Consider the following 23,908-nt stretch of genomic DNA (forward strand, 5'->3'; position numbering starts at 1 on the left):
TACTTTGGATAATCGCGATTATCTAAAGTTGTGATAAGCGTGAGGGGGAACTTATCTTCCGCTGGATATACGCCTTCCTGGAGTGTACGAAACCGTTCCGCCGCCTGTGGATCTCCTCGCTGACCGACGAGGCCATACGGAAAGGGCTGGAAAACCTGAAAGACGGGACGGAGTACGACAGCCTGTATGCCGCCGCCGACAGCCGCGCGAAGGCCGACTGGCTGGTGGGCATGAACGCCAGCCGTGCCCTGGCCATCGTCTCCGGCTCGTCCAACAACTCCATCGGACGGGTACAGACGCCGACGCTTGCCATGATATGCAGCCGCTACAGGGAGAACCGGAACTTCGTCTCCACACCGTACTGGCAGCTGCACGTCACCCTGAAGAACGGGGATTCGCACCGCCGCTTCTTCCACACGGTGAACTTCAGTGACCGGCAGGAGGCTGAGACGGCCTACCGCCGTATCTCTTCCGATTCCCGGGCGACGGTCACGAAGGTGGAACGCAGGAGAACCCTGCAACAGCCGCCGTTGCTCTACGACCTGACGGCACTCCAGAAGGAGTGCAACGTGCATCTCGACCTGTCCGCGGCAAAGACGCTGGACATCGCCCAGTCGCTCTACGAGAAGAAACTCATTTCCTACCCGAGAACGGGAAGCCGATATATCCCGCACGACGTGATGGTTTGCGTGCCCGGACTGCTGGAAAGAATTCTGGTCATGCCGGGATTCGCCGCCTGCGCCGGAACCCTCGACCTTGCACGTCTCAACACCCGCAGCGTGGACGACAGGAAAGTGACGGACCACCATGCCCTCATCACGACCGGCATTGCTCCCGAAGGGCTTTCAGAGGCGGAGACCGCTGTCTATACGCTGATAGCTGGACGTATGCTGGAGGCGTTCTCGCCCTGCTGCGAGAAGGAAATGCTGCTCATGGAGTGTCGCGTGGAGGGGTTGGACTTCTGCTCGAAGGGTTCTTCCGTGGTCAGCCCGGGATGGCGCGGCATCTTTGGCCGGAAAGAGGACCGGGAAGATGACGAGCCGGAAACCGACGAGGGTACGGCTGTGTTTGCCGAAGGGGATACGGTCCCGGTTTCAGGCCACGGACTGGCCCAGAAGAAGACCATGCCCCGGCCGCTCTATACCGAAGCCACGCTGCTGGCGGCCATGGAGACCTGCGGCAGGGAGATAGCCGACGAGCAGGCACGGGAGGCCGTGAAGGAGCTGGGAATCGGAACGCCCGCCACGAGAGCCGCCATCATTACCACCCTGTTCAAGCGCGACTACATCGCCCGATCGGGCAAGAGCATCGTCCCCACGGAAAAGGGGCTGCATATCTACGAGGCGGTAAAGGAGATGCTTGTGGCGGATGCCTCCCTGACGGGAAGCTGGGAAAAGGCCCTGCTGCAGATCGAGCGGCACACGCTCACGACCGAGGCTTTCATGGCTTCCATCACGGACTACACACGCAAGGCCACCCGCGAAATCCTGAACCTCAGCCTTCCGTCAGCAACCGCCCGCACGTTCACCTGTCCCAAATGCAAGACCGGGCATATCATCGTCAGGGAGAAGATTGCCCGCTGCGACAATAAAGGTTGTGGACTGACCGTGTACCGCAGGTTCCTAAACAAGCAGCTGACGGACCAGCATCTGGAACAGCTCTTCTCTTCCGGCTCCACACGGCTCATCAAGGGATTCAAGGGGAAGAAGGGCGTGGCTTTCGACGCTTCGGTCACCTTTGACGCCGGCTTCACCCTGACACTTTCGTTCCCCAAAAACGGGAAAAAGAAGAGATAACAGAGCCATCCCGATTCGTGGGGCAAAGGTCGCAGCCCGCCCGTTCCCACCGGCAAGGTCGGGCCGCAAGCGGTTTCGGGAAAAATCATCCTCGCTGCACTCCGGTATTTTCCCCGAAACCCTTGCCTGTGGAGGCGGACTGCAAGAAGCCCCCCGAAAACGGGAATGGTATCCCCACTAAAACAGGAAGATTATGAAAGCAAAAGAACATATCAAAAAGATAGCAGGCAGCAGATGGACAAAGCCCCTCGCGCTGGCCGTCACGGCAGCTGTCATATTCAGCTGGCTCTATACACACGGCATATCTCCCGTATGGACCGCCGTGGCCATTGTATGTTTCAGAGGAATCTTCAGGTTCCTCTACCGGGCAGCCTGCCTGCTCGTGGCACTGGCTATTCTCCTGTGCATCCTGAGTCTCCTGGTCTTCTGAAATCTGACAGCAGGGAACATACACCGATTTTATCATTGCAGCATAAGGGAGCTGTCTGGACCTGTTAAAATGAATTCGATACCTGTATGATTATATCTTTACAATATATATCGTGTTAAAACTTGTTCAAAATTAGAATAAATATATGCTATTTTTATTGTGTTAAATTAAAATGTATATATTTGCGTTTCACTGCATCGCTTGATAGAATATCATATCGTTGGTCGGAGGGTCTGTAAATCCGGCAAATGACAACAGGGGGCTATTTATGTTCCGATATCGGGACATAAAAGGGGCCCCGGTTTTTTTATCAGTATGGCGATATGGATACACAGAAATAGGAACTGACTGTAAAAAGATAACATATGGATAAGATATTGGAGGCTCAAATCAGAGAATCTTCTGCCGGTTGCAATGGTCGGACAAGAGAGTCAAGCGGACAAGTTGTGGCTTACAAAGGCCATAAAGGGCTGGAGTGTATTTTGCGTGCGACAGGATAGCAGGTTGGGGTGGCATCCAAAATATTCACATCCCGGAAGACTGCACCCTCGACTACCTTCCGGGATTTTTTATCATAAAATGTATGGGGAAGCTAAATGGGATATCTTTACAGACAAAAATCATAGTTGGTTATCTGATATTGCTGGCAGTCATCGGAAGCATGATTGCCATACTGCTTCATGAGCGCAAAAAAATGCACGACATAGCAGACGGAACCGCAGAAATACGTGAGATACGGAATGAAGTCAACGCCATACGCCGTCACATCGTCAGAATCGCATTACTGGGGGAATCTGCCATCGGATGGGATAGGGAGGACTTCTCTGCCTACCGGAACAGGCGCCTGCACATAGACAGCCTGCTGGAACGAATGAAAGACAACGGCCTGGATCTGGTAAACCCCGAACAGATAGACTCATTGCGTCAGCTGTTGGCGGAGAAGGAAAATCACCTGTACCATCTTATAGAGGCTTTTCAAAAGCAGGGGGTCTCGGACAGTCTGCTCTACAATCGTTTGCCCGAGGTTATTGACAAGAGTACCCGTACACGCACGGTCACCCGCCGGAAAAGCGGTATAGCCGGTTTATTCGGTAAGAAGGAAACGGTGCAGGTTCCGGTCTCTACGACAGAATTGTGGAAGCTCAATCAACAGTTGATAAACATGCAGGAAGAGCATGACAAACATATCGGGCTCTATATGGATAGCTTGCGCCTGCAAAACCTGAAATTGAATAAAAAACTGAACTCCTTCATCACTGCCCTTGACGAGCAAGTTCAGACCTCCTTTCAGAGCCGGGAAATAAGGATTGCGGAGGCGAAGGCTCTTTCGTTCAAGCTGTATGCGGCCTCCATCATCGTTGCCATTGTCCTGCTAATCATATCTCATCTTGTCATACAGAGGGACATACGACGCAAGAGACATGATCGCCGCAGACTTGTAAATGCGCTTAAGCAGAACCGGGAGCTGTCTGAAATGAGGAAGCGTATTATCGTGACGCTTTCCCATGACATAAGGGGACCACTAAACGCCATCTGCGGCAGTGCTGAACTGGCTATTGACACCAGAGAAAGGAAACGCCGCAACATTTACCTTGAAAACATCATCAAATCTTCACTCCATATTACAAGACTTGCCAACAACCTGCTCGATCTTTCCAGATTGGACGAAGCGAAGGAATCATTGAACAAGATACCTTTCAGTCTGAAAACTTTTGCCGACGATATTACTATGGAATATACTTGTGCGGCCAATGACAAGGGGCTGCTCTTCAAAACGGAAGCAGAGGAGATAGATATTGTGGTATATGGAGATGCAGATCGTATTCGTCAGGTGGCGGACAACTTGCTGACCAACGCGCTCAAGTTCACCCGTAACGGGACCGTTCGTTTCCGGGTAAGCCACAAGGACGGGGTAATGACCATGGAGGTGGAGGACTCGGGTATCGGCATGGACAAGGAGACGGTAGAACGCATATTCCGGCCGTTTGAGCGGGCGGCACCAGAGATATCGTCGGATGGCTTCGGGCTTGGTCTCCCGATAACCAAGGGGCTTTTGAACCTGCTCGGTGGTAACATCTCCGTGTCGAGTCGTGTCGGGAAGGGTAGCCTGTTCCATGCGGAAATCCCCCTTGCCATTTCCACTGAACCGGTAAAGAATAGGGTCATACCGGCCGTGAAAAAGTACAGCCTTCCCAAGCGCATCATCTTGGTGGACGACGACCCGATGCAGCTGCGCATCGTCATGGAGATGCTGGAGCGGAACGGAGTTGCCTGCCGGACTTGCGTCGAGGCGAAGGACGTGGCAGGCGAACTGCGAAAAGAGCCGTATGATCTGCTGCTGACCGACATCCAGATGCACGGAACCAGCGGTTTTGACCTGCTATATCTTCTGCGTCACTCCAATATTGGAAATTCACGCACCATTCCGGTTGCCGCCATGACTGCTCGAAACGATGAGGACGAGAACCGTTACATCGAAGCCGGCTTTTCCGGTTGCATACGGAAGCCGTTCTCCATGAACGAGCTACTGGCTTTCCTTTCCTCTGTCATGGAAAAGTCGGGACAGCAGCAGGAGCAGAAGGCTGATTTCAATGCCCTGGCCGCAGAGACGGGGGATATGGAATGGATGCTTAACGCCTTCATTGAGGAATCGCTTGCCAACAGGACGGAACTGAAGGAAGCCCTCGAAAGTATGAAAACGAACATACCGCGAATGAAAAACACCCTTCATCGCATGTATCCCACCTGGAAACAGCTGGGAGTGGCCGGTGAACTGGAGACATACAGCAGAATTCTGCATGACGAAACGTCCGATGAGCAGACTATCCGTACACATACCGAGGAGGTTATGGGAAGAATAGATCAGTTGATAGGCGATGCGAAGAATATGCTTTCGAATATCAGAAGACTTGCCTTAAAGAATAATACGAATGAAACACAGAATACTCATAGTTGAAGACAATATCCTGCTGGCCGGACAGCAAAAGAAATGGTTCGAGAAATACGGCTATGAAGCCGTGACGACAATAGACGAACCCGGTGCGAGGCAACTTTTGAAAAAAGAGTCTTTCGATCTTGTCCTTTCCGATGTCCGTCTTCCGGAAGGGGACGGCATATCGCTGCTCGAATGGATGCAGAGAGAACGGATAGATGTTCCCTTCATCATCATGACCGGATACGCCTCTGTCCCGGACGCAGTCCGTGCTATCAAGATGGGGGCGAAGGACTATCTGGCTAAACCGGTTCAGATGGATGAGTTGCAAAGTCTGATAAAGGACATCTTGCGTCCTCGCTTTGTCATATACGGAAAGGACAAGGAAATCCTGCCCAGGAACAGCCATCAGATGAAAAACGTGGAGAATCTGGCCCGTACGGTTGCTCCATTCGATATATCCGTCCTGATTCTTGGCCCGAGCGGAGCGGGCAAGGAATCCATAGCACAACATATCCATTATTCCAGCGAGCGCAGGGAAAAGCCGTTCTTGGCGGTAAACTGTAGTGTCATACCCAAAGAGCTTGCACCCTCGTTCTTTTTCGGGCATGTGAAGGGAGCGTTTACGGGAGCAGCCACAAACCGGGAGGGCTTTTTTGAAACGGTCTGTGGTGGTACTCTGTTTCTTGATGAGGTGGGGAACCTCTCCGTTGAGGTACAGAGTATGCTCCTGCGTACCTTGCAGGAAGGCACCTATATTCCCATAGGCAGCAACCGGGAGAAATATGCTGACGTAAGGATTGTGGCGGCAACCAACGAGAACCTGCAGTTGGCCATCAAGGAGAGACGATTCCGGGAAGACCTGTACCACCGCCTGGGGGAATTTGAAATCGTTCTGCCGGCCCTGCATGAATGCCCGGAAGACATACTTCCGCTTGCCGAACATTTCAGGAAAAGGTTCTCCAGGGAACTCAACCGACAGACCGACGGATTCAGCCAGGAGGCGGAGCAACTGTTGCTTTCATATGGCTGGCCGGGAAATGTACGGGAATTGCAGAACAAGGTCAAACGGGCTGTTCTGCTGTCCAAACAGTCGGTAATCGAAGCAGGTTGTTTGAATATAAAAGTCGAGGATGAGGAAGAGGAAATTTTCCTTTTCCCGGAAAATGAGACACAGGAAAAACTCTCCATTGTCAGGGCTTTGAAAATATGTACGGGCAACCGAAAACGGACAGCGGAGATGCTGCACATTGATCCGTCCACGTTGTACCGGAAAATGAAGAAATATGGATTGAACAACAAATGAAGACAATATATATCCGGCTATAATGTGAAATAACATTCTGCCAGCTGGAATGTAATTTTATATTCGGCAATCAGTTCCGGGGCAGAGCCCATACAAAACAGATTTCTACGAACAAAAACTGGGTTAGAACACAAACATTCAGGAACGGAATCTGTCTGACTTATTGCAAAACATTGCAATAGGAGATTGCATGTACTTGCATTTGCAATACCTCAATCAGTCTCGTTTTTCTGCGGGAAATCTTTTATCTCACTGTTATTCAATATCTTGTCATGCTCTTGCGTAACAAAATACTTCGTTGGTCTACGTTTTGTCCTTTTACATAATGAAACCTGTTGCGCAACACGGTGTAATTAACGGAATTATTACACTAAAAAACAGAACTCATTATGATACAGATAGACAGGGAGACATTTCAGATGATGCTCCAAAAGATAATGGAACGGTTTGATAGAATCGAAGCCAGATTGAACCGTATGAATCGACAGACAGCAGCCCTTGAAGGGGACAAATTGCTCGACAACCAAGATATGTGCGAACTGCTTGGCGTTACAAAACGCACCCTTGCCCGTTATCGACAGAAGAAACTGGTGACCTATTACATGATTGATGGGCGTACCTATTACAAGGCTTCGGAAGTGGAGGAGTTCCTTAACCGGAAAGGGAAAGTTCTGCCCGCGAAAATAAAAAAGGAACTTGATATTCAACCTTGATTTTTGGTGATGTTTGTGTGGGTACATGGATTCTGGACGGAATAACCGTCCGATTTATGAGATAGAATATAGTTCGTCTGTTGCTGGGAAAAGATGTAGGGCTGAGAGATTCTTACTTATGTTTTTATTACTAATGTCATAGCTTTAATATTTTATCCATAACTATCTACATGAAAATATTTATTTTTGTGGGATATCAAAAGGAAGTAACTATGTTATTACCAACAATGACATATAAAGAAATGTACGATCATCTTAGCAAGGATCTTCAAAAAGTAAAGATAAGAGAGAATTACTTTCTCCCGAAGGCAATAAAAGAATTCAAGAAGGAGAAGAGATTCCCTGCATGTAGATGGTATGAATACACTGTGCCTGCATCACAAAATAAGTATGTCATATTTTTTTATGCTGAGAGTCGAGCTTTTATCGAGCGGCCTCAGATTGACAATTTTTCCATAGTCTTTGATAAAAAGAATAATAGATATGTAATTAAGTGTGCAGTGTGTGGGTATAGTCATACTAAAGAAGGCCCATTAATGCCTCTTAGGCAGGTTCAAGTATATACAAGTCATTTCTTTGATAGATATAAGGAGAGGTATTTAAAAGATTTGTCACTTAATGCAAATGATGTAGTTTGTAGATATCTCTCAAGAAACAAAAGAGGAATGCCCATTGAAATGAATGATGAGATTAATAGGCATTTAGATCAGTATGGAGTTGGTGCAAAATATGGTTTTCGAGTTAGAGATGGTTTCTGTTTTGCGATATCTGATTTACAGGTTATAAAAAGTGAAGATGGGGATAGTGAAAAAGATAAGCCTCAAGCAATGTATGTGGTCTATAAAACATTTATGAATGAATCTGATATGGCAGATGCGCAATTATCAGCCATAAATAAATCTCATTATGAGGCTTGGTTACAGTACGCTCAAACTATTCAGAGGGAAGCTGTAGATGGAGAAATTACGCTGACTCTTGATGCATAAATAAAAGTAGGAAATATCTAGGTAAGCTTCATCGAAACAAACCGAACACAAAGTCTTCTTGGTATAGTTGAAGGTATTTATAAGAAAATATATACGTAAATCAGAATGTTATCATCAGGCAAAAAGATAATAGATAATGGTTTTGGAACTATCTAGGTCTATTATTCCGCTCATGTTCAATAAGCCCATTAACTGATTCAAAGATAATAATTTTATTTTAGATAGAGTAAAAGAATTTCATTAGTCTCTGTTTTTCATTCTTGAAGGATGATATTACGTGAGATTAAAGATGCTAATTTTTCACTGCAAAACTACCGTGACATTGCCAATATGGCTTGCCGCTTCCACAAGGACAAAGTTCCTCAAGTCCGACTGTATCACAATTAGCATTCGAGAAAGGGAAATAACCATAACTTTTGGAAACATTACTCTTATTGTCCTCAGCGTCGTTGACAGGCAATGTTACAGTAAGTAAAGTGCGTGTCAACTCTTTTTTTGCAGAAGCAAACATATTTTGATAAATTGTCTCATATTTACTCTGGGGTATCAGAGGACTGTTGATTTCGTTGATGAAACCAATCCACAACTTATCGATAACGTTGAGCAAAGTTTGCTTTTCAATTTCTCGGATGACGGATGCTCCTCGTGTCGCTACAGCTTCTCTGAAATCGCACTTTATGGAAGATATCTTTTCGTCAGTCATGAGTGGTATTGGGGTAAGTGCTTCAACTCTCCAAATGTTGTTCAATGCCCTCTCAATTATTAGGAGTGCCTTTGCTGCTATCGTTTTTTTATGGCTTTCATATTCTGATTTAAAATCAATATTTTCCCACAAGTCGAAAAGTTTATAGCCAGATTTGATGGCGTCCCTGTCTTGCCGGAGAAGTTGCATTCGCAAATTATACAAAAGCCAACGGAAAGGGTGAATAATATTATCTCGTTTAATTGCCTCTGCACGTTCATTCTTATCCTCTTCCTCTTTGTTGTGTTGTGCTAACAAGAATAGCTTGACTGCACGTTCATCTGTTATTTCCCCACTATCTGTGACATTTTGTTGTTTTAAATCTTCCAATACTTTTTTATCATTTGGAGATAAATATCCTATTATTTCATCTTCGCAAGAGACAAAAAATTGTGATGAGCCTGGATTGCCTTGTCGCCCTGAACGTCCAATGAGTTGCTCGTCAATGCGCTTTGAATGCGCTATACCCCAACCAATAACAGCCAAACCGCCAGTTGTCAGAGCATCGTCACTTGGTTTGATGTCTGTTCCTCGTCCAGCTACGTTGGTCGCCACCGTAATGCAACCAAGTTCTCCCGCACGAGTTATGATAGAGGCTTCTTGACCAAGTGTTTTAGCATTCAACAAATGCGGCTTCAATCCATTACTTTCTAAATAAGATTTTACTTTTTCAGATTGCTTGATAGAGTTCACGCCAACGAGAACAGGCCGTTGCTCCTTATGCAGTCTTACCACTTCTTGCGACATGGCAAAAAGGGCTTGTTCGCTTGTTGTGAATGCTCGTAGAGGGTAGTCTTTACGAATTACTGGCTTATGAGTTGGGATAACTGCCACTTCGAGACCGTACACATTGTGCCATTCGTCTATTGCGGCAACGGCTGTACCAGTCATACCCGACAGTTTGTCATATAAAGAAAGATAATTTTTTACAGTAATGGTTCCACGGATATTATCTATCTCATTTTTAAGTGGAAGATTTTCTTTTGCTAAGACTGCTTCATGCAAACCATATCCCCATACGTGTGTAGGTTTTAAGCGACCTGTATTTTGGTCGACTATGATAATCTTTTTGTCTGACACGATGTAGTCCACATCTTTTTCATACACCGTAAGGGCTGTCAGTAATTGGCATAATACGTTTTGCAATTTCAGTTGTGACAGCCATGAGTTTTTCTCCGCCAATACAAAACCTTCTTTTTGAGCTTTTGTAAGAGTAGAATCTCCCTCTATACATTTTATTTTATTGTCGTAAAAGTCATCGTCAAAAATTGTCGAGTCTCCACAATCATTGGCAAGCCAAGCTTTTCCTTTTTCCGTCAATGTCGCTTTCTTTCGGAGTATGTCTATTGTGTATAGCCCCATCTCTGTTTGCGCCACTAACTTTTTTACATTGGGGAGGAATTTTTCATAAGGACTTTTATTTTTCTTTTGAGAGTAATAGACGCCTCCTGATAAAATGTGCGGCGTTTCCTCCTCGTCAATCATTACCGAATCAGCTTCATCTACGATGGTAAAGCCGAACTTGTCTTGTACGCATTTTGAAACATCTAAGGTAGTGTGATCAAAAAGATAGTCAAAAACAAAGCCGGATGTTGTTCCGAATGTAATGTCGCAAGTATAAGCCTCCTTACGTTGTAAACTGTAATGAGCCTTGCCCTCGATGCATCCGACTGAAAGTCCGAGAAAGGCATATATAGGACGAGTAATCTCAAAATCTCTCTTTGAAAGATATTCGTTAACAGTCATTACATGCACGCCCTTTCCATTTATTGCATTAAGGACTGCTGGTGCTATAACTACCAATGTTTTGCCCTCTCCAGTTGCCATCTGTAATATTCGCCCATTGTGAATTTCAATTCCTCCTTGCAACTGTTCATCGTAAGGTATCATGTTCCAAGTGAATTTTTCACCAAGTACATTCCAAGAATTCTTATATATGGTTTGGCCATTATTGGTGGTAAATACGAAATCATAGCTGTCATCCCATGACTTTTCAGTAGGATTGGCTTCAACGATTATGTATTTGTTTTTAGCAAATCGTCTCATTGTTTCTTTAACTATGGCAAATACATCTACCAGGACATTGTCAAGAGTAACGCTTTGGTCCACGACACTGGTACGAATGTCTTGAAACTTATTTCTTAATTCGTCATTTGACAATTTGGAAAGCTCATCGTAGGCTTCATTGATGGCTTTTATAGTGTCATGTATGTTATTCTGTTCCTTAGATTTCATTATTCAGTGGGTTAAATGATAAAAATTTTTTATCTATATATAATTGGAAATCTATTTGTCCGTCACTTCTTACCGTGGCTACAATTGGATTGTTTGTGTCAACTTCTTTATTATTCGCAATTTCAACAATCTGTTTTTTTGCAGCTTCCAAAGGTTGGTTGTCATGAAAGGAAGCGACGCATACGTTACCGACATAATCAATTATCCCATTGGAAAGCCGATTCATTTTCTCTATAGTTTCGTTTGAACCAGCTTGGCCTATGGCTGATGTAACGAAAATAGCATTCCTATCTGTATTATATCCACCAAGCAGATAGCCCATATTCCCACTGTGTGTCATTGGAAGTTTCTGCATTTTGTTAATGGCACTTTCTGGTATAACCATTTTTATTGGATTTTCTTTAAGTTGGTAGCAATGGAGAGAGTCGGAGATGATATTGTCATCGTCGTAATGCCATATTGTTGAAGTTATATAGCCACGCTCTTGCATTTGCCTATGGATAGAACGTATACATAGGTTGACAAGCGATTGAACGTCGCAACTTGTTGCCAAAAATGTGGGAGAATAGCAGCCTGTGCCCTCCACATAGTAATTTTTCTCATCCTGCTCTATGGAAGCAAGGAAATGTTTTCTTAATTCGAATGGATTTCCATCATGGTTAGAAAAGCAAAGTAGATGCGTTGCTTTGTTTGTAATGCACAAACTCAATAGTGCGATATCATTTGCGGCATAGCTGAGGAAATGCAGAAGCTCGTTACTTGCCGTACAATCTATTATTAAATCATATTCATGCAACGCATCAAGAAATTTTTTCTGAGAGTTGTAGTTGATGTTTCCATAGAAGTTTCCATTGGCATAGTGGCATACACCAGTGTAATCTGTTTGATACCAATACCCTTTAGGCCTAACATCGCAGAATGGCGAAATGCGTTTAATATGAGCAGCAAGCGCCTCTGCTTTGGCATTGCCGATGTCCGTGTTGTCGTATATAGATCGACAAATGTTACCTGCTTCTACAATGTCTTCATCCCAAAGTGTTAGTTGTCGTACTCCACCTCTGGCTAAGGTTTCAGCTATAGGTGAACCAATCGCGCCAAGTCCTATAATTGCGATTTTCTTGTCGGCTAACGAAGAGTTTAACTCTCCACGACCAAAATATTCTTTTCTTTCTATTGTATTAGAATGTGAAAGCCATAGCGTGATATCGCTCACCTCTTTTAGATTGCATCGATACCGTTCAAAATCATATTGAAAATTAGAGTATTCCCGATTATAAAGATTTGCAGTTGCAAGAAACCATTTTACACCACCATCACAGACTATCCCAATAGCAAAATAATGCCACTTAGAAACGTAGTAGTTATTTAGTTCCTCAGGGTCAAGTCCATTTTCATCTATAAACTCCTCTATTGGCCTATTCAAGGAGTCTTGTATATTTTTATTGGTTACAACTAATTCATTTATCTTTTTTTGTATAGCTTCTTTATGTGTCTTAGGCATAGACATTGTGGATAGCTTATGTGTTAGATCTAGTTGGTCGGATTCAGCCTCCTCATCAGTAAGAAAAAGATGTGTGTACCAGCTCTCACCTTCTTTTCGCAAACGATCTAACGACGCATCACTTACTCCTTTGAAACGAAAATCTGGAAGCAAAGTATTGCAAAGTTTTTCATCCCACTTAAACTCCTCAGCCCATGATGCAAAGCTATTGCTTCGTTCAGGTATATGTGTTACAAGCACGTATGGTAACTTTTCATTTGTTCCTTCTTTGTCTTTAAAAACAGTGAACTTGTCATTTGGATATTTTACAACATTCAAATAGCCTGAGATCTCCTTGAAATTTTCGCTATTGGTTGAAAAATCACCTATAAACGTTATTTGGCATTTTTTTGCTAACTCGTTGATCTCATCAGGATTGTATCCCTCGTAGGCATTGAAAATTTGTAATGCAGTTTGAGTGCTACGATCGTCTATATGACGAGGCAAGCCATCCTTTAGATTATTATGAAACCATCCTCTTAGTCGAGAAAACTCTTCATCGAGTTGTGCTTTAGGTGTTTCTGCAAAAGCTGAATTCAAGCAGAACCAATTCCCTTTTCGAGGATTACTACTATCAAAGGGTATTAGATGTGGATAACCTGAAAGGCTCCATGTTACGAACAACAATTTATTGTGCGGAAAAGTGTAAGGGATGCGAACTTCTATTTCTATGTTGTAAAGGGTATCGTTAGGAGCAATCTTCCCTACAAATTCATTTTCCTGGTCTTGTTTCTCGAAGTATTCCAACAATGTGAAATCGTCAAGGTTTAAACAATAATTGTTGTAGAAATCCTTGTCCTCGTATTTGAAATTATATATTGATTTAGGCATATCCTCTGCTTGATGGTGTTGTTTTTGGTTTTGATTGAGTGCTTATATACTGTTGATGCTCATATTGCTCGGCTCCCTTACGCCTTTGGTCGTCTGAATTAGCATTTGAGACTATTGGCGGTTGTGGTGGACTTTCTAGAAATCTTGATTGTATCTGCTCACTCACTTTCCGCTGCGCTTCTTCTCTATTTGAGATTTTCTTTTCCAATTCTCTCCCTTTGAGATAATCTTTTAAAATAATATGAGGCCCTTCAACTGGCTGAATGAATTTGTCTATGCCAAGCATTTTTTCACGCTCATCATTTTGCTCCATGCTTTCGGCTTGCTTTTTTGTCCACATATCTTCTAGAGAAATGTCTGCTTCTGTAGCAAGAGACTGTGGCATCGTTATTGTTACATCCATTTTATTCAGTAGTTGGTAAACTCGCTTCAAACAAGATTTCGGGTGTTTATGCACTTGCTTCTCAGAAAAACGTATCACAGTCCAACCTCTTTCAGTAAAGTAGTGATTGCGCAAATCATCTATCGTTCCGTTTTCTGTTTTATAGTGTATAGGTTTTCGTTCCCATCCGGAATAGGGCTCATCTATTTCTATGTCGACGAATATTCCTTTTTGTGTATCTATATAGGCGATATCAGGTTCGAAAGGTTTAGAATAATTTCCTATGAACAATGAGAGGCTATCGTAAAAACCATGTAACTTTAAGTCCTTGATTATTTTGCATAACCTTTCCTCGCAAACGCCCCTTTTGCCACTACGACCAAGAACAGGCAACTTTATTTCGCATCCTCTCTGTGGAACACGGATGATAGGGAATCTAGCATCGACCGAATTGGAAATAGAATATAGAACTTTATAGGTAGCTTCGTAATTCAATTTCAATATTGATGTTAAGAAAGGGACTATTTGTACAGTATAATTTTTGCTCATTTTGGGATGTTGCAAAATTTCCCCATAGTTGTCATTTGCTGGTTGCGATGTGTTCCCTGATTGGGGGGCCTGTGTTCCTGTTGTAGATTCAAGCTCTATTGTGGGAACACTTGGAGGATCGTCATTGGTTGTCCCGCTAGCATGAGTTCCGTCATCAACTTGAGGTGTCTTTTCTTTAGATTTCCCATAGAAAAGACGGTGAAAAAAATTACGAATTAGTTCTATTAGTTTCATCGTTTTTTTGATTTGCGAGATTAAATTTTGTAAATATATGTAAATATATAAAATCTTCTTGATGTAGAAAAATTTATTATTAGAAATTGCAATTATTCAGTTGAACTCAAATTCGATTCTGACATCTAAGTGAGGTGAATATGGTAACAAATATTGTTATACCTTATGAGTGTTAATGTCATATTCTTCAGGGAACTGGTCGCACCTATAATGCCTGTAAACAGGCATTATAGGTGCGACCAGTTCTAAGCTAGGTAATGATTTGGTGGCGGAATATTTGCATTATCTAGCTTTTTCCGACTATTTGTATTTGTAAACAGCTGTTTTACAGATTCCTATTATCTTTATCTCTCTTACTTTGATACTTTTTCTTGCTTTACTAGTCTAATAGATTCAATAAAAGGCTATCAAGAATCTTTTTAGTTAGACCTGATAAATATCAGGTTAACCTTATTATTTCAGCGAAATCTTATTCGCCGTCTCTCGCTTCTTGGAATTGACCAAATCAGCATAGATTTGAGTAGTGGTGACATTCTTATGCGTCAGCATCTTCGATACTGTGTAAATGTCCGTGCCTAAAGAGATTTGGATGACGGCGTATGAATGACGAAAGCAGTGGAACAGAATACAGGAAGCAAGTAGATGAAGGGATGAGAAAGAAAAACGTAATTGGTTGAATATGAGCAAAAGTTCTGTTTTTTGCTGAGATAATGGAAAGCAAAAATGGACAGGATATTGCAGGTGTTCAGTTACCAGAATGTTAGCTGCCCAGTTACCTGAGCCGAATAGGTAACAGACTGAACAATGAAGAAGCTGTCACAGAGGCTGTTATTCACTATATGTCAGCATTTTGCATATCAAAGGACGCTTATAAAATAGGTAATTTTGCCATTAAAAAATAAGCGTATGAAAGTAGAAAAATTTAAGGTGTTGCTCTACCTGAAAAAGAGCGGTCTTGATAAATTCGGAAAGGCTCCGATAATGGGGCGAATAACGGTGAACAACACGATGGCACAATTCAGTTGTAAGCTGTCATGTACTCCGGAGTTATGGAATCCAAGAGAAAGCCGACTGAATGGAAAGAGTAAAGAAGCCGTTGATATTAATGCAAAAATTGACCGGCTCCTGCTTTCTGTCAATTCTGCATTTGATTCACTTGTAGAACGTAAGATTGATTTTGACGCGACTGCCGTAAAAGAGCTTTTCCAGGGAAGTGTGGAAACCCAGATGACTCTGTTGAAACGGCTTGATATGCATATCGAGGATATGCGCTCAAGAATCGGTATAGATGTGGCAAAAAGCTCCATGTCAACATACATTTACACCCGTAGGTATCTTGGTGAATATATTCAAAAACGATTCAAGACAAGTGATGTCGCTTTTGGTCAGTTGAATGAACACATTCCTTGGGAGTTTCAGGATTATATTCTGAAGGACAAAGGACTTGCGGTAGATACGGCAAGACATTATCTGGCCATCCTGAAGAAAATCTGCCGGATGGCATTCAAGGAAGGATATGCGGAAAAGCGTTATTTTGTGAATTTCAAACTGCCCCAAGAGCACCGTAAACCACCACGGGCTTTGAGTCGTGAGGATTTTGAGAAGATCCGTGATGTTGTAATACCACCGGAAAGAGTCACTCATAACATAGCCAAAGATTTATTCCTTTTCGCCTGTTATACAGGAGTCCCATATGCAGATGCGGTTTCAATTACCCGAGAGAATATATACAAGGATGATAAGGGCAATTTGTGGTTAAAGTATTTGAGAAAGAAAAATGATTATCAGGCACGCGTCAAGTTGCTGCCGGAGGCTATCGCTCTAATAGAAAAATATCGTTCGGATGAAAGGGATGAGCTTTTCCCGATGATACACCATCCCAATATGCGACGGCACATGAAAGGTTTACGGGATCTGGCAGGCATAAGTTGTGACCTGGTCTATCACATGGGAAGACATACCTTCGGAAGTCTGATAACCCTTGAGGCTGGTGTCCCAATTGAAACAATCAGCAAAATGCTGGGGCATACCAATCTGACAACAACTCAGCTTTATGCAAGGGTAACTCCTAAAAAACTTTTTGAGGATATGGACAAATTCATCGAAGCAACGAGTGATATGAAACTGGTATTATAAAATCAAAAAAGAAAGAATCATGAGAAGTACATATAAGCAACTGTATTATATAAACCGCGGTAAAGTCAAATCTGACGGGACCACATCAATCATGTGTCGTATTACAATAGACGGGAAGGCTGTTGCATTATCGACCGGGTTATATTGCCAGCCGGAAGAGTGGAACAGCAAGAAAGGAGAAGTCAAAAACAACAGACTGAATGGAATGCTTTGTGAATATAAGAAACGCGTAGATGAAACTTATGCTGAACTGTTGAAAGTGAACGGTGTTATCAGTGCTGAACTTTTGAAAACAGCCATGACTGGGGCTGTCGGTATCCCGAAGTATATATTACAAGCAGGAGAGGTGGAACGGGAAAATCTAAAAATCCGTTCCATTCAAATAGATTCAACTTCTAGTTACAGGCAATCAAAAATGTATCACTACTATCTGGGTGAATACATCCGTTCTCTGGGCAAGGAGGACATGCTTTTTACAGATATAACCGAAGAGTTTGGGGTCAATTATATTTTATATCTGAAAACAAATTACCCTCATAAGCCATCATACCGGAACCATTGTCTTTGTTGGCTGAAACGTTTGGTCTATCTAGCCGTAGATAACGGAATCTTGAGGTATAATCCTTTGGATGATATAAAATATGAAAAGAAGGCACCCACAAAGCTCATGTATATAAGCAAGAAACAACTTCAGGAGATAATGAGCAGCCCTAAGCCTGATCCATTACAAGAACTGGCAAGAAGAACCTTTATATTTTCATGTTTTTGCGGTTTAGCTTATGTTGATGTACGCAATCTTTATCCGCATCATATTGGTACAACTGCAGAAGGGCGGAAATATATCAGAACTTATCGTAAGAAAACAAGCGTTGAGTCGTTTATTCCGTTGCATCCGATAGCAGAGCAGATAATATCCTTGTATAATACGACAGATGACAGTAAACCCATTTTCCCGTTACCAATACGTGATATGATTTGGTTTGAAATACATGAGTTGGGATTTTCCCATCAGTTCAAACATAACCTGTCATATCATCAAAGTCGCCACACTTTTGGTACCCTGATGGTCTCTGCAGGGGTTCCTATGGAAAGCATATCCAAAATGATGGGACATACAAATATCAGAACCACACAAGGATACGCAAAAGTTACTGATGATAAGATTTCAGAAGATATGGATAAACTAATGGAGAAAAAATATATAGATGACTATACTAAATAATATTTAGTACATTATATTAATAAAAGGTGAAACTCAGAATCATTCATCATGATCTTCTTGTTCGTAAGCTTCAACTCGCTCTTTTGCTTCATCTATATCGTTTTGTCTAGCATCTTCAGATGCGTACCATACTCCCCAATCTCCATTATTATTAATGGTCTCAATGTCTTTTAGATAATCAGAATAATCGTAGCTCATAATTTTTTTTTCAAAAATAAAGAAATTTTTCCTATGAGTCTTATATTATTTTATTTATTATATATTTTTATATAAAAACAACTAGAAACGCAAAACTATGATTTCGTCAGTCGCCCATTTCCTCGCCGTCCATAGAAGTTAGTACAGACTCTATTGAAAGCGAAAAGGTCGAGCGGCTGTGCCGTTTCGGGCAGAATCTTCCTCTTTCAGAGCGTATTCAGCCCGAAAACCTTTTCCCTTTCACGTCTGTACAATGAACGCCGACGGCAGCGGAAACAAGCGACTGACGGAAAAGTCAGAAGAAAAAAAATAAAACAGCATATAGATTGGTTCAAATAGGGCCTAATACTATATGCTGTTTTTTATCATTTTGGAAAGGTTAATTTTTAGAAACACAAATAAAATGGGCAGGCGGTCAACTGCGCTCCCTCCAGAAAAATCAAAATCCTTGCGTGTTCTTTGTGGGAACGTTTGGGATATTAACTCCTTTTGTATCTGTACGCCTCCTTGTAGCCTTTCATCAGTGTCTTTTCTATGTCGGAAGCCCGGTAGAGAATCTTGCCGCCTACCTGTGTATAAGGCAGAATGCCGTTGTTGCGGTAGTCCTGCAAGGTTCTCCGGCTTACTTTCAGCAGGTATGCCACTTCCTTGTCTGTCAGCAGTTCATCGCCATAGACAGACGGTTGTCGTTTCTCCAACAACTTTTCGAGCAGGGCCAGCAGCCTGTCGAAATTCGAGTGGAATGTCTTTACCCACTCGTGGTCCTTTTCTCTGATTTCATTACTCATACGCGTTTGATATAGGGTTATACATTATTTTTGTACTCGTTCAAATGGTCTTGCCTTTCCAGCGCGCTTCCTTGCGTTTGTCCTCCACGTTGCCGACCACCCGCTCTACATCGTCAGGACGGTAGTAAGTCCGGTTCCCGATTTTCGTAAAGGCAAGCGTCCCGTTATCCCTCAGGGTCTGCAAGGTTCTCGGACTGATACGCAACCTGCGGCAGACCTCGTGGTTGTCCATCCATTCACCTGTTTCCTTCCCTCCGTGTTCACTGCACAGACTTTCCACCCGATGCACGAAGTGATCCAGTTTGGCGGCAATCTCCTCGAAAGTTCTCTTTTCAAAGCTGATGATTTCCATTGTCTTCTTTATTTTCAGTTAAACATATATTCAAAAATCCGGAACAGAACAGGTCTTTTACAGACGATATACCATCATGTCTCATCGTCCATTTTCGGATGGAAATGTGACCGTTTTATCCTGTTTCCACTGCAAATAAAAGCAGTAGAAATCACATTGCAATGGATTTTCAGACCGGTGGCGATGTGTTACCCGGAATGACATCATGTTACATATCAACTGCATACAATGAGCCTTCTTCATAAACAGAATTTGCTTGAACAATCCGGTATATAGAAATCACCCCGGCAAATTACGGCAGGCAGCACCAACCGCCCAATCAGTATTGTGCATAGGGTAACATAATTGCCACGGTGTCTCCATTTGCTTGATTCTGTTCACTATACACATTTCCTTTGCTCACGACAACGAGTCAAGGTGCGCACCGAGACCAGTGAGTAAACCGATTAAAATCAAAAATGTATGGTAACAAAAAAGAAATTGACCAAAGAAGAATGGGAGGCTATGACAGGTACGGACATGTCATTCATACTCCCGTCAGATGGCGGCATTGAAACTGCCCTGGAATCATCCTTGAATGATACCGGAAATAGAGAACAGGCAAAGTCTGTAGAACAAATAGAAGTTCCATCCGAGACCCGGCAACCGCCAACAGGAAGAGAGGAAGCCTTTCCAGCGTCTCAGCGTCGTATAAGCAGCAGGCAGAGGAAGCTTTCTCTGGACGAATACAGGAAAGCTTTTCTTCAGGTCCCGAGAATCGAAGACCGCAAGCCCGTGTTCGTAAGCGGTGAGGTACGTGACAGGCTGGACGAGTTTGTCCGCAGGCTGGGAGGACGTAAAAAGAGCGTTTCCGGACTGCTTGAAAACATCGCCCGGCAGCATCTTGAAATCTACTTGGAAGACTTCGATCAGTGGCGAAAACTGTGATATTTTCCTGAATGACAGACTTGCTTACTGACTCCAGTCATTACAGTATTCAGACAGTCAGTAGCCGACCTGAGGGGGTAACGGACAAAACTTCAGTTTTGGAAGTTAGCGAGGTTATCTTTCGGGCATCCCGAAAACCTCGCTCCACTCCCCAAGAGTGGAGGCAATCCGCTCCCGGTGGTCGCAGATTGTGAGAAAAAGAATAATCAGAAACCAAAGGAAGAAAATATGAATGACAGAAAGAAAAACAGGCCGAGGGGACGCCCCAGAGTAAGCGGAGTGTGCAAACTCAGCAAAGCCGTTACAGTGAAATTCTCCAAGATAGACTATGAACGGTTGTGCCGACGCAGCAGACAGGCTAACCTCACGCTGGCGGAATTTCTCCGTACATCAGCCTTTGAGACAACGATAACGGCCAGGCACTCTGCCGAGGAGACTGCCGTCATACGCAGCCTTACGGGTATGGCGAACAACCTGAACCAACTGACCCGGCTGTCCCATCAGGCCGGCTTCCACCGTACCCAAAGGACGGTGACAGAACTCCTGCAGAAACTCAAGGAGATTATTGTCCGGTACAGGCACGGAGAAAGGAGGCCGTCATGATTGGAAAGATCAAGAAAGGGAAATCCTTCGGCGGCTGTATTCGTTACGTGATGGGCAAGGACAACGCGGAAATCATCGACTCCGACGGTGTACTGCTGGAGAATATCCGGGAAATAACGGCCAGTTTCAACTACCAGCGTGAGCTTAATCCGAAGATAAAACAGCCTGTCGGGCACATCGCATTGAGCTTCAAGCCGGAGGACAAGGCACTGCTGACGGATGAATTTATGGCTAAAATAACCCGGGAATACATGGAGCTGATGGGCATAAGGAACACCCAGTTCATCCTGGTAAGACACCATAACACGGACAATCCGCACTGCCATCTGCTCTATAACCGCATCGGGTATGACGGCAAGGTAATCTCTTCCCAAGGCGATTACAAACGTAACGAAATCGCCACAAAACTACTTAAGAACAAGTACGGGCTGACATACGCCGAGGACAAGGGCAAGACTAACGTGGAGAAACTCCATGCTTCGGAACGTGTGAAATACGAAATCTTCAATGCCGTCAAGGCGGCTTTGAAGCACTCCGGAACATGGAAAGAGTTCAACGATTATCTGCTTCGCCGGGGCATCAGGCTGGAATTTGTAAAGCGTACCCGGGAGATAAAAAGGCCGGAGGACATACAGGGAATCCGGTTCACCAAGGACGGGCAGACCTTCAAGGCTTCACAGATCAGCCGGGAGTTCAACTTTGCCAGGCTGAATACCCGGCTGGGCTGGAAGACTTCGGAATCTCAACAGGAATCCGAACGTAAGGTGCAGCAAAGGATACCGGACGTAGACCATCTTCTCGAAAGTACGGGACCGGGACTGTTCAGTCCGACAAACGGCACCGCTCCCGAAGAACCGTTGCCTCAGGAAGAACTCTTGCGCAGACGCAGGAAGAAAAGACAAAAGAGGAAAGGATTCGGGCTATAGTCCGTCCTTTCCCATTCAAATTATTCATGAACATTAAAATTACAGGAATATGAAAATGGAAGAATGTATCGAGAGCATCTTCGGATGCCTGGAAAGAATAGAGAACAAAATCAACGGGTTGTCCGTCCCCTTGCCGGAAGGTAACAGCCCGACAGTTAATAATAAACAAGATGAGTCCGTGCTGAATGAAGTCCGGAAAGGTCATGAGACATTTCGCAAATTGTTGGCTCGCGTGTACGAAGGTCTTGCCGCCATCAAGAACGATATGGTTTCCATGGACAGGAAAAACTCGTCACAGGAAAGACTTGGACAGGTCTTGTCAGAAATGCGTAATGAACAGCGGCAGAACCAGGATAAAGTGGAAACCCTGTTTTGTGAGACCAATGACACAATCAGGAAGAATGCCGTCAAGACAAGCAACATCAACCATCATTTCAGCCTGAGCTTGGAATCCCCGTACATCCTTGGGAGTTTTTCCGTAATGTTCGCGGCAATCGTGGCCCTGTCCGTGGCTCTCTATTTTTCGGCGAGGACAGATAACGCACAAGTCGATAATGATCTGAAGTACCGTTATGTCAAGATGAAAGGAGAGGCTACCCCCGAGCAGCTTGTGGAACTAGAGAATCTCTTTGGATCGAACCGGGATAATGAACAGATAGAACAGATGCGAGAGAACGTGGAAGCCTACGAGGAAGCGGTACGGAGACAGGCCACCCTGACCGAGCAAGCACGGCTGAAAGAACAGGCCGCGAGAGAACTGGACAATAAGGCGAAGTCCATCAAGGACAAGTCTATTACGGACAAACCTAAAAAGTAAGCCCATGGCCAGTGTCAAAGTGAAATTCAGACCTTCCACCATAGAGGGAAAGGAAGGTACCATCTATTATCAGATTATCCAGAACCGTGTAATCCGTCAGTTAAAGACGGATTACCGGATATTTACAGATGAATGGAATGAGACTGAAAGCTGTATCATTATCAGTAGTTCAGAACGAAGCAATCTGATTCTATCTCTAAAAGAGCGCATGGAGTGGGACCTGAAGCGGCTGGACATGATTATCCGACAACTGGATAACCGGAAAGCCGGATATACGGCAGATGATATTGTCGCTTCTTTTCAAAGCAATGCAGAGGGACAGTCGCTTTTCAACTTCATGCAAAATATAATAGCTAGATTAAAACAAATGGGGAAACAACGAACATCAGAAACATACCAAACTACGCTTAAAAGTTTTATGCAATTCCGTAAAGATAAGGATCTTTTATTGGACGAAATTACTTCTGAAATGATACAAACGTATGAGGCCTATTTGCAAAATAGAGGGATATCAAGAAATAGCAGTTCATTTTATATGAGAATTTTAAGAGCCGTATATAATCAGGCTGTTGAAAAAGATTTGACGTCGCAAAGATTTCCATTCAAATACGTATATACAGGCGTTGATAAAACAGTGAAAAGGGCCATATCTATAAAATATATGAGACAAATTAAAAATCTTGACTTATCGATGAAACCTACCTTGGATTTTGCCCGTGATATGTTCCTTTTTTCATTCTATACCCGTGGAATGGCATTTGTTGACATGGCCTATCTGAAGAAAAAAGACCTAACAAACGGCTTGTTGACGTATCGTCGCCATAAGACCGGACAACAGATGCTTATCAAATGGGAAAAATGCATGCAAGAAATTTTGGACAAATATGAAACAACAGGAACACCCTATTTATTACCTATAATCAAAGTAATGAATGAAGATGAAAGGAAACAGTATGGAAATGCGCTTCGTATGGTCAATAACAAACTGAAAGAGATAGCTAAAACAATCTGTTTACCTATTCCGCTGTCAACTTATGTGGCTCGTCATTCATGGGCGAGTATCGCCAAGAGTAAGAATATTCCTCTTTCGGTTATAAGCGAAGGTATGGGACATGATTCAGAAACGACAACCCAAATATATCTGTCTTCACTGGATTCATCAGCAATAGATCAGGCAAATTCACTAATTATAAAAGATTTAAGATAAGTTCTGTACATGAGTTCAGTTTAGCAAAGCAGCCCAACTCCTTGTAAGAGACGGAT

At 43.6% G+C, this 23,908-nt stretch carries 18 protein-coding genes and 2 pseudogenes; 13 read left to right on the forward strand and 7 right to left on the reverse strand.

Annotation, left to right across the window (positions count from 1 at the left end):
• Positions 1–14: 14 nt before the first annotated feature.
• The 6 genes and pseudogenes from B5F38_RS13160 to B5F38_RS13185 form a co-directional block, all read left to right on the forward strand.
• Positions 15–1,796, forward strand: a pseudogene (locus B5F38_RS13160) (DNA topoisomerase); the annotation flags it as partial.
• Between the two features lie 193 nt (positions 1,797–1,989).
• Entirely contained in the window at positions 1,990–2,226 is a 237-nt protein-coding gene (locus tag B5F38_RS13165) for a hypothetical protein (RefSeq protein ID WP_087409595.1), read from the forward strand.
• A gap of 583 nt (positions 2,227–2,809) precedes the next feature.
• Complete coding sequence (locus B5F38_RS13170) at positions 2,810–5,182, forward strand: ATP-binding protein (protein ID WP_087409612.1); 2,373 nt, start codon at positions 2,810–2,812, stop codon at positions 5,180–5,182.
• Positions 5,157–6,464 carry a sigma-54 dependent transcriptional regulator gene (locus B5F38_RS13175; RefSeq protein ID WP_087409596.1) on the forward strand — a complete coding sequence of 436 codons (1,308 nt, stop codon included), beginning with the start codon at positions 5,157–5,159 and terminating at the stop codon, positions 6,462–6,464. Before B5F38_RS13170 ends, B5F38_RS13175 begins: the two co-directional genes overlap by 26 nt.
• Before the next feature lie 389 nt (positions 6,465–6,853).
• Positions 6,854–7,177 (forward strand): helix-turn-helix domain-containing protein, encoded by a 324-nt coding sequence (locus tag B5F38_RS13180; protein WP_087409597.1) that lies wholly within the window; start codon positions 6,854–6,856, stop codon positions 7,175–7,177.
• A 170-nt stretch (positions 7,178–7,347) separates the two neighbouring features.
• Positions 7,348–8,163 (forward strand): hypothetical protein, encoded by an 816-nt coding sequence (locus B5F38_RS13185; RefSeq protein WP_143240984.1) that lies wholly within the window; start codon positions 7,348–7,350, stop codon positions 8,161–8,163.
• A gap of 292 nt (positions 8,164–8,455) precedes the next feature.
• Here B5F38_RS13185 and B5F38_RS13190 read toward each other — a convergent pair whose 3' ends face one another.
• From B5F38_RS13190 to B5F38_RS13205, 4 genes and pseudogenes are all read right to left on the reverse strand, one after another.
• Complete coding sequence (locus tag B5F38_RS13190; protein ID WP_087409599.1) at positions 8,456–11,140, reverse strand: DEAD/DEAH box helicase; 2,685 nt, start codon at positions 11,138–11,140, stop codon at positions 8,456–8,458.
• Positions 11,130–13,511, reverse strand: a complete 2,382-nt coding sequence (locus B5F38_RS13195) for a ThiF family adenylyltransferase (protein ID WP_087409600.1) — start codon at positions 13,509–13,511, stop codon at positions 11,130–11,132. The genes B5F38_RS13190 and B5F38_RS13195 overlap by 11 nt, the downstream gene beginning before the upstream one ends.
• A complete protein-coding gene (locus tag B5F38_RS13200; RefSeq protein ID WP_087409601.1) occupies positions 13,504–14,676 on the reverse strand; it encodes a hypothetical protein in 1,173 nt (390 codons plus the stop codon). The genes B5F38_RS13195 and B5F38_RS13200 overlap by 8 nt, the downstream gene beginning before the upstream one ends.
• 453 nt (positions 14,677–15,129) lie before the next feature.
• A pseudogene (locus B5F38_RS13205) lies at positions 15,130–15,297 on the reverse strand (tyrosine-type recombinase/integrase); the annotation flags it as partial.
• Between the two features lie 285 nt (positions 15,298–15,582).
• On the opposite strand from B5F38_RS13205, the gene B5F38_RS13210 reads away from it, so the two are divergent.
• Positions 15,583–16,812 (forward strand): site-specific integrase, encoded by a 1,230-nt coding sequence (locus B5F38_RS13210; protein ID WP_087409602.1) that lies wholly within the window; start codon positions 15,583–15,585, stop codon positions 16,810–16,812.
• 19 nt (positions 16,813–16,831) lie between these two features.
• The gene (locus tag B5F38_RS13215) at positions 16,832–18,034 is read left to right on the forward strand and encodes a site-specific integrase (RefSeq protein ID WP_087409603.1); all 1,203 of its coding nucleotides are present in this window, start codon (positions 16,832–16,834) and stop codon (positions 18,032–18,034) included.
• Positions 18,035–18,073: 39 nt separating this feature from the next.
• Here B5F38_RS13215 and B5F38_RS14345 read toward each other — a convergent pair whose 3' ends face one another.
• The 3 genes from B5F38_RS14345 to B5F38_RS13230 form a co-directional block, all read right to left on the reverse strand.
• On the reverse strand, positions 18,074–18,232 hold the full coding sequence (locus B5F38_RS14345) for a hypothetical protein (RefSeq protein ID WP_158096883.1): 159 nt from the start codon (positions 18,230–18,232) through the stop codon (positions 18,074–18,076).
• A 479-nt stretch (positions 18,233–18,711) separates the two neighbouring features.
• Positions 18,712–19,020 (reverse strand): helix-turn-helix domain-containing protein, encoded by a 309-nt coding sequence (locus tag B5F38_RS13225; RefSeq protein ID WP_087409604.1) that lies wholly within the window; start codon positions 19,018–19,020, stop codon positions 18,712–18,714.
• Between the two features lie 40 nt (positions 19,021–19,060).
• The gene (locus B5F38_RS13230; RefSeq protein ID WP_087409605.1) at positions 19,061–19,372 is read right to left on the reverse strand and encodes a helix-turn-helix domain-containing protein; all 312 of its coding nucleotides are present in this window, start codon (positions 19,370–19,372) and stop codon (positions 19,061–19,063) included.
• 462 nt (positions 19,373–19,834) lie between these two features.
• Here B5F38_RS13230 and B5F38_RS13235 point away from each other — a divergent pair, with 462 nt between their 5' ends.
• The 5 genes from B5F38_RS13235 to B5F38_RS13255 all read left to right on the forward strand — a co-directional run bounded on the left by B5F38_RS13235 (position 19,835) and on the right by B5F38_RS13255 (position 23,852).
• Positions 19,835–20,299 (forward strand): DUF3408 domain-containing protein, encoded by a 465-nt coding sequence (locus tag B5F38_RS13235; protein ID WP_087409606.1) that lies wholly within the window; start codon positions 19,835–19,837, stop codon positions 20,297–20,299.
• 228 nt (positions 20,300–20,527) lie between these two features.
• The gene (gene mobC, locus B5F38_RS13240) at positions 20,528–20,902 is read left to right on the forward strand and encodes a plasmid mobilization relaxosome protein MobC (RefSeq protein ID WP_164470585.1); all 375 of its coding nucleotides are present in this window, start codon (positions 20,528–20,530) and stop codon (positions 20,900–20,902) included.
• The gene (locus tag B5F38_RS13245) at positions 20,899–21,828 is read left to right on the forward strand and encodes a relaxase/mobilization nuclease domain-containing protein (protein WP_087409608.1); all 930 of its coding nucleotides are present in this window, start codon (positions 20,899–20,901) and stop codon (positions 21,826–21,828) included. Before mobC ends, B5F38_RS13245 begins: the two co-directional genes overlap by 4 nt.
• 49 nt (positions 21,829–21,877) lie before the next feature.
• Positions 21,878–22,645 carry a hypothetical protein gene (locus B5F38_RS13250; protein WP_087409609.1) on the forward strand — a complete coding sequence of 256 codons (768 nt, stop codon included), beginning with the start codon at positions 21,878–21,880 and terminating at the stop codon, positions 22,643–22,645.
• A 4-nt stretch (positions 22,646–22,649) separates the two neighbouring features.
• Complete coding sequence (locus B5F38_RS13255; RefSeq protein ID WP_087409610.1) at positions 22,650–23,852, forward strand: site-specific integrase; 1,203 nt, start codon at positions 22,650–22,652, stop codon at positions 23,850–23,852.
• The last annotated feature ends 56 nt before the right edge of the window (positions 23,853–23,908 follow it).

It is taken from the genome of Barnesiella sp. An22, from assembly GCF_002159975.1.
Lineage (GTDB): Bacteria > Bacteroidota > Bacteroidia > Bacteroidales > Barnesiellaceae > Barnesiella > Barnesiella merdigallinarum.

What these genes read in the sequence shown, in the direction of transcription:
- B5F38_RS13230 (WP_087409605.1), bottom strand. Translation starts at nt 19,372, where the DNA reads ATGGAAATCATCAGCTTTGAAAAGAGAACTTTCGAGGAGATTGCCGCC.
- B5F38_RS13215 (WP_087409603.1), top strand. Translation starts at nt 16,832, where the DNA reads ATGAGAAGTACATATAAGCAACTGTATTATATAAACCGCGGTAAAGTC.
- B5F38_RS13170 (WP_087409612.1), top strand. Translation starts at nt 2,810, where the DNA reads ATGGGGAAGCTAAATGGGATATCTTTACAGACAAAAATCATAGTTGGT.
- B5F38_RS14345 (WP_158096883.1), bottom strand. Translation starts at nt 18,232, where the DNA reads ATGAGCTACGATTATTCTGATTATCTAAAAGACATTGAGACCATTAAT.
- B5F38_RS13210 (WP_087409602.1), top strand. Translation starts at nt 15,583, where the DNA reads ATGAAAGTAGAAAAATTTAAGGTGTTGCTCTACCTGAAAAAGAGCGGT.
- B5F38_RS13225 (WP_087409604.1), bottom strand. Translation starts at nt 19,020, where the DNA reads ATGAGTAATGAAATCAGAGAAAAGGACCACGAGTGGGTAAAGACATTC.
- B5F38_RS13195 (WP_087409600.1), bottom strand. Translation starts at nt 13,511, where the DNA reads ATGCCTAAATCAATATATAATTTCAAATACGAGGACAAGGATTTCTAC.
- B5F38_RS13250 (WP_087409609.1), top strand. Translation starts at nt 21,878, where the DNA reads ATGAAAATGGAAGAATGTATCGAGAGCATCTTCGGATGCCTGGAAAGA.
- mobC (WP_164470585.1), top strand. Translation starts at nt 20,528, where the DNA reads ATGAATGACAGAAAGAAAAACAGGCCGAGGGGACGCCCCAGAGTAAGC.
- B5F38_RS13255 (WP_087409610.1), top strand. Translation starts at nt 22,650, where the DNA reads ATGGCCAGTGTCAAAGTGAAATTCAGACCTTCCACCATAGAGGGAAAG.
- B5F38_RS13180 (WP_087409597.1), top strand. Translation starts at nt 6,854, where the DNA reads ATGATACAGATAGACAGGGAGACATTTCAGATGATGCTCCAAAAGATA.
- B5F38_RS13190 (WP_087409599.1), bottom strand. Translation starts at nt 11,140, where the DNA reads ATGAAATCTAAGGAACAGAATAACATACATGACACTATAAAAGCCATC.
- B5F38_RS13165 (WP_087409595.1), top strand. Translation starts at nt 1,990, where the DNA reads ATGAAAGCAAAAGAACATATCAAAAAGATAGCAGGCAGCAGATGGACA.
- B5F38_RS13185 (WP_143240984.1), top strand. Translation starts at nt 7,348, where the DNA reads ATGAAAATATTTATTTTTGTGGGATATCAAAAGGAAGTAACTATGTTA.
- B5F38_RS13245 (WP_087409608.1), top strand. Translation starts at nt 20,899, where the DNA reads ATGATTGGAAAGATCAAGAAAGGGAAATCCTTCGGCGGCTGTATTCGT.
- B5F38_RS13200 (WP_087409601.1), bottom strand. Translation starts at nt 14,676, where the DNA reads ATGAAACTAATAGAACTAATTCGTAATTTTTTTCACCGTCTTTTCTAT.
- B5F38_RS13175 (WP_087409596.1), top strand. Translation starts at nt 5,157, where the DNA reads ATGAAACACAGAATACTCATAGTTGAAGACAATATCCTGCTGGCCGGA.
- B5F38_RS13235 (WP_087409606.1), top strand. Translation starts at nt 19,835, where the DNA reads ATGGTAACAAAAAAGAAATTGACCAAAGAAGAATGGGAGGCTATGACA.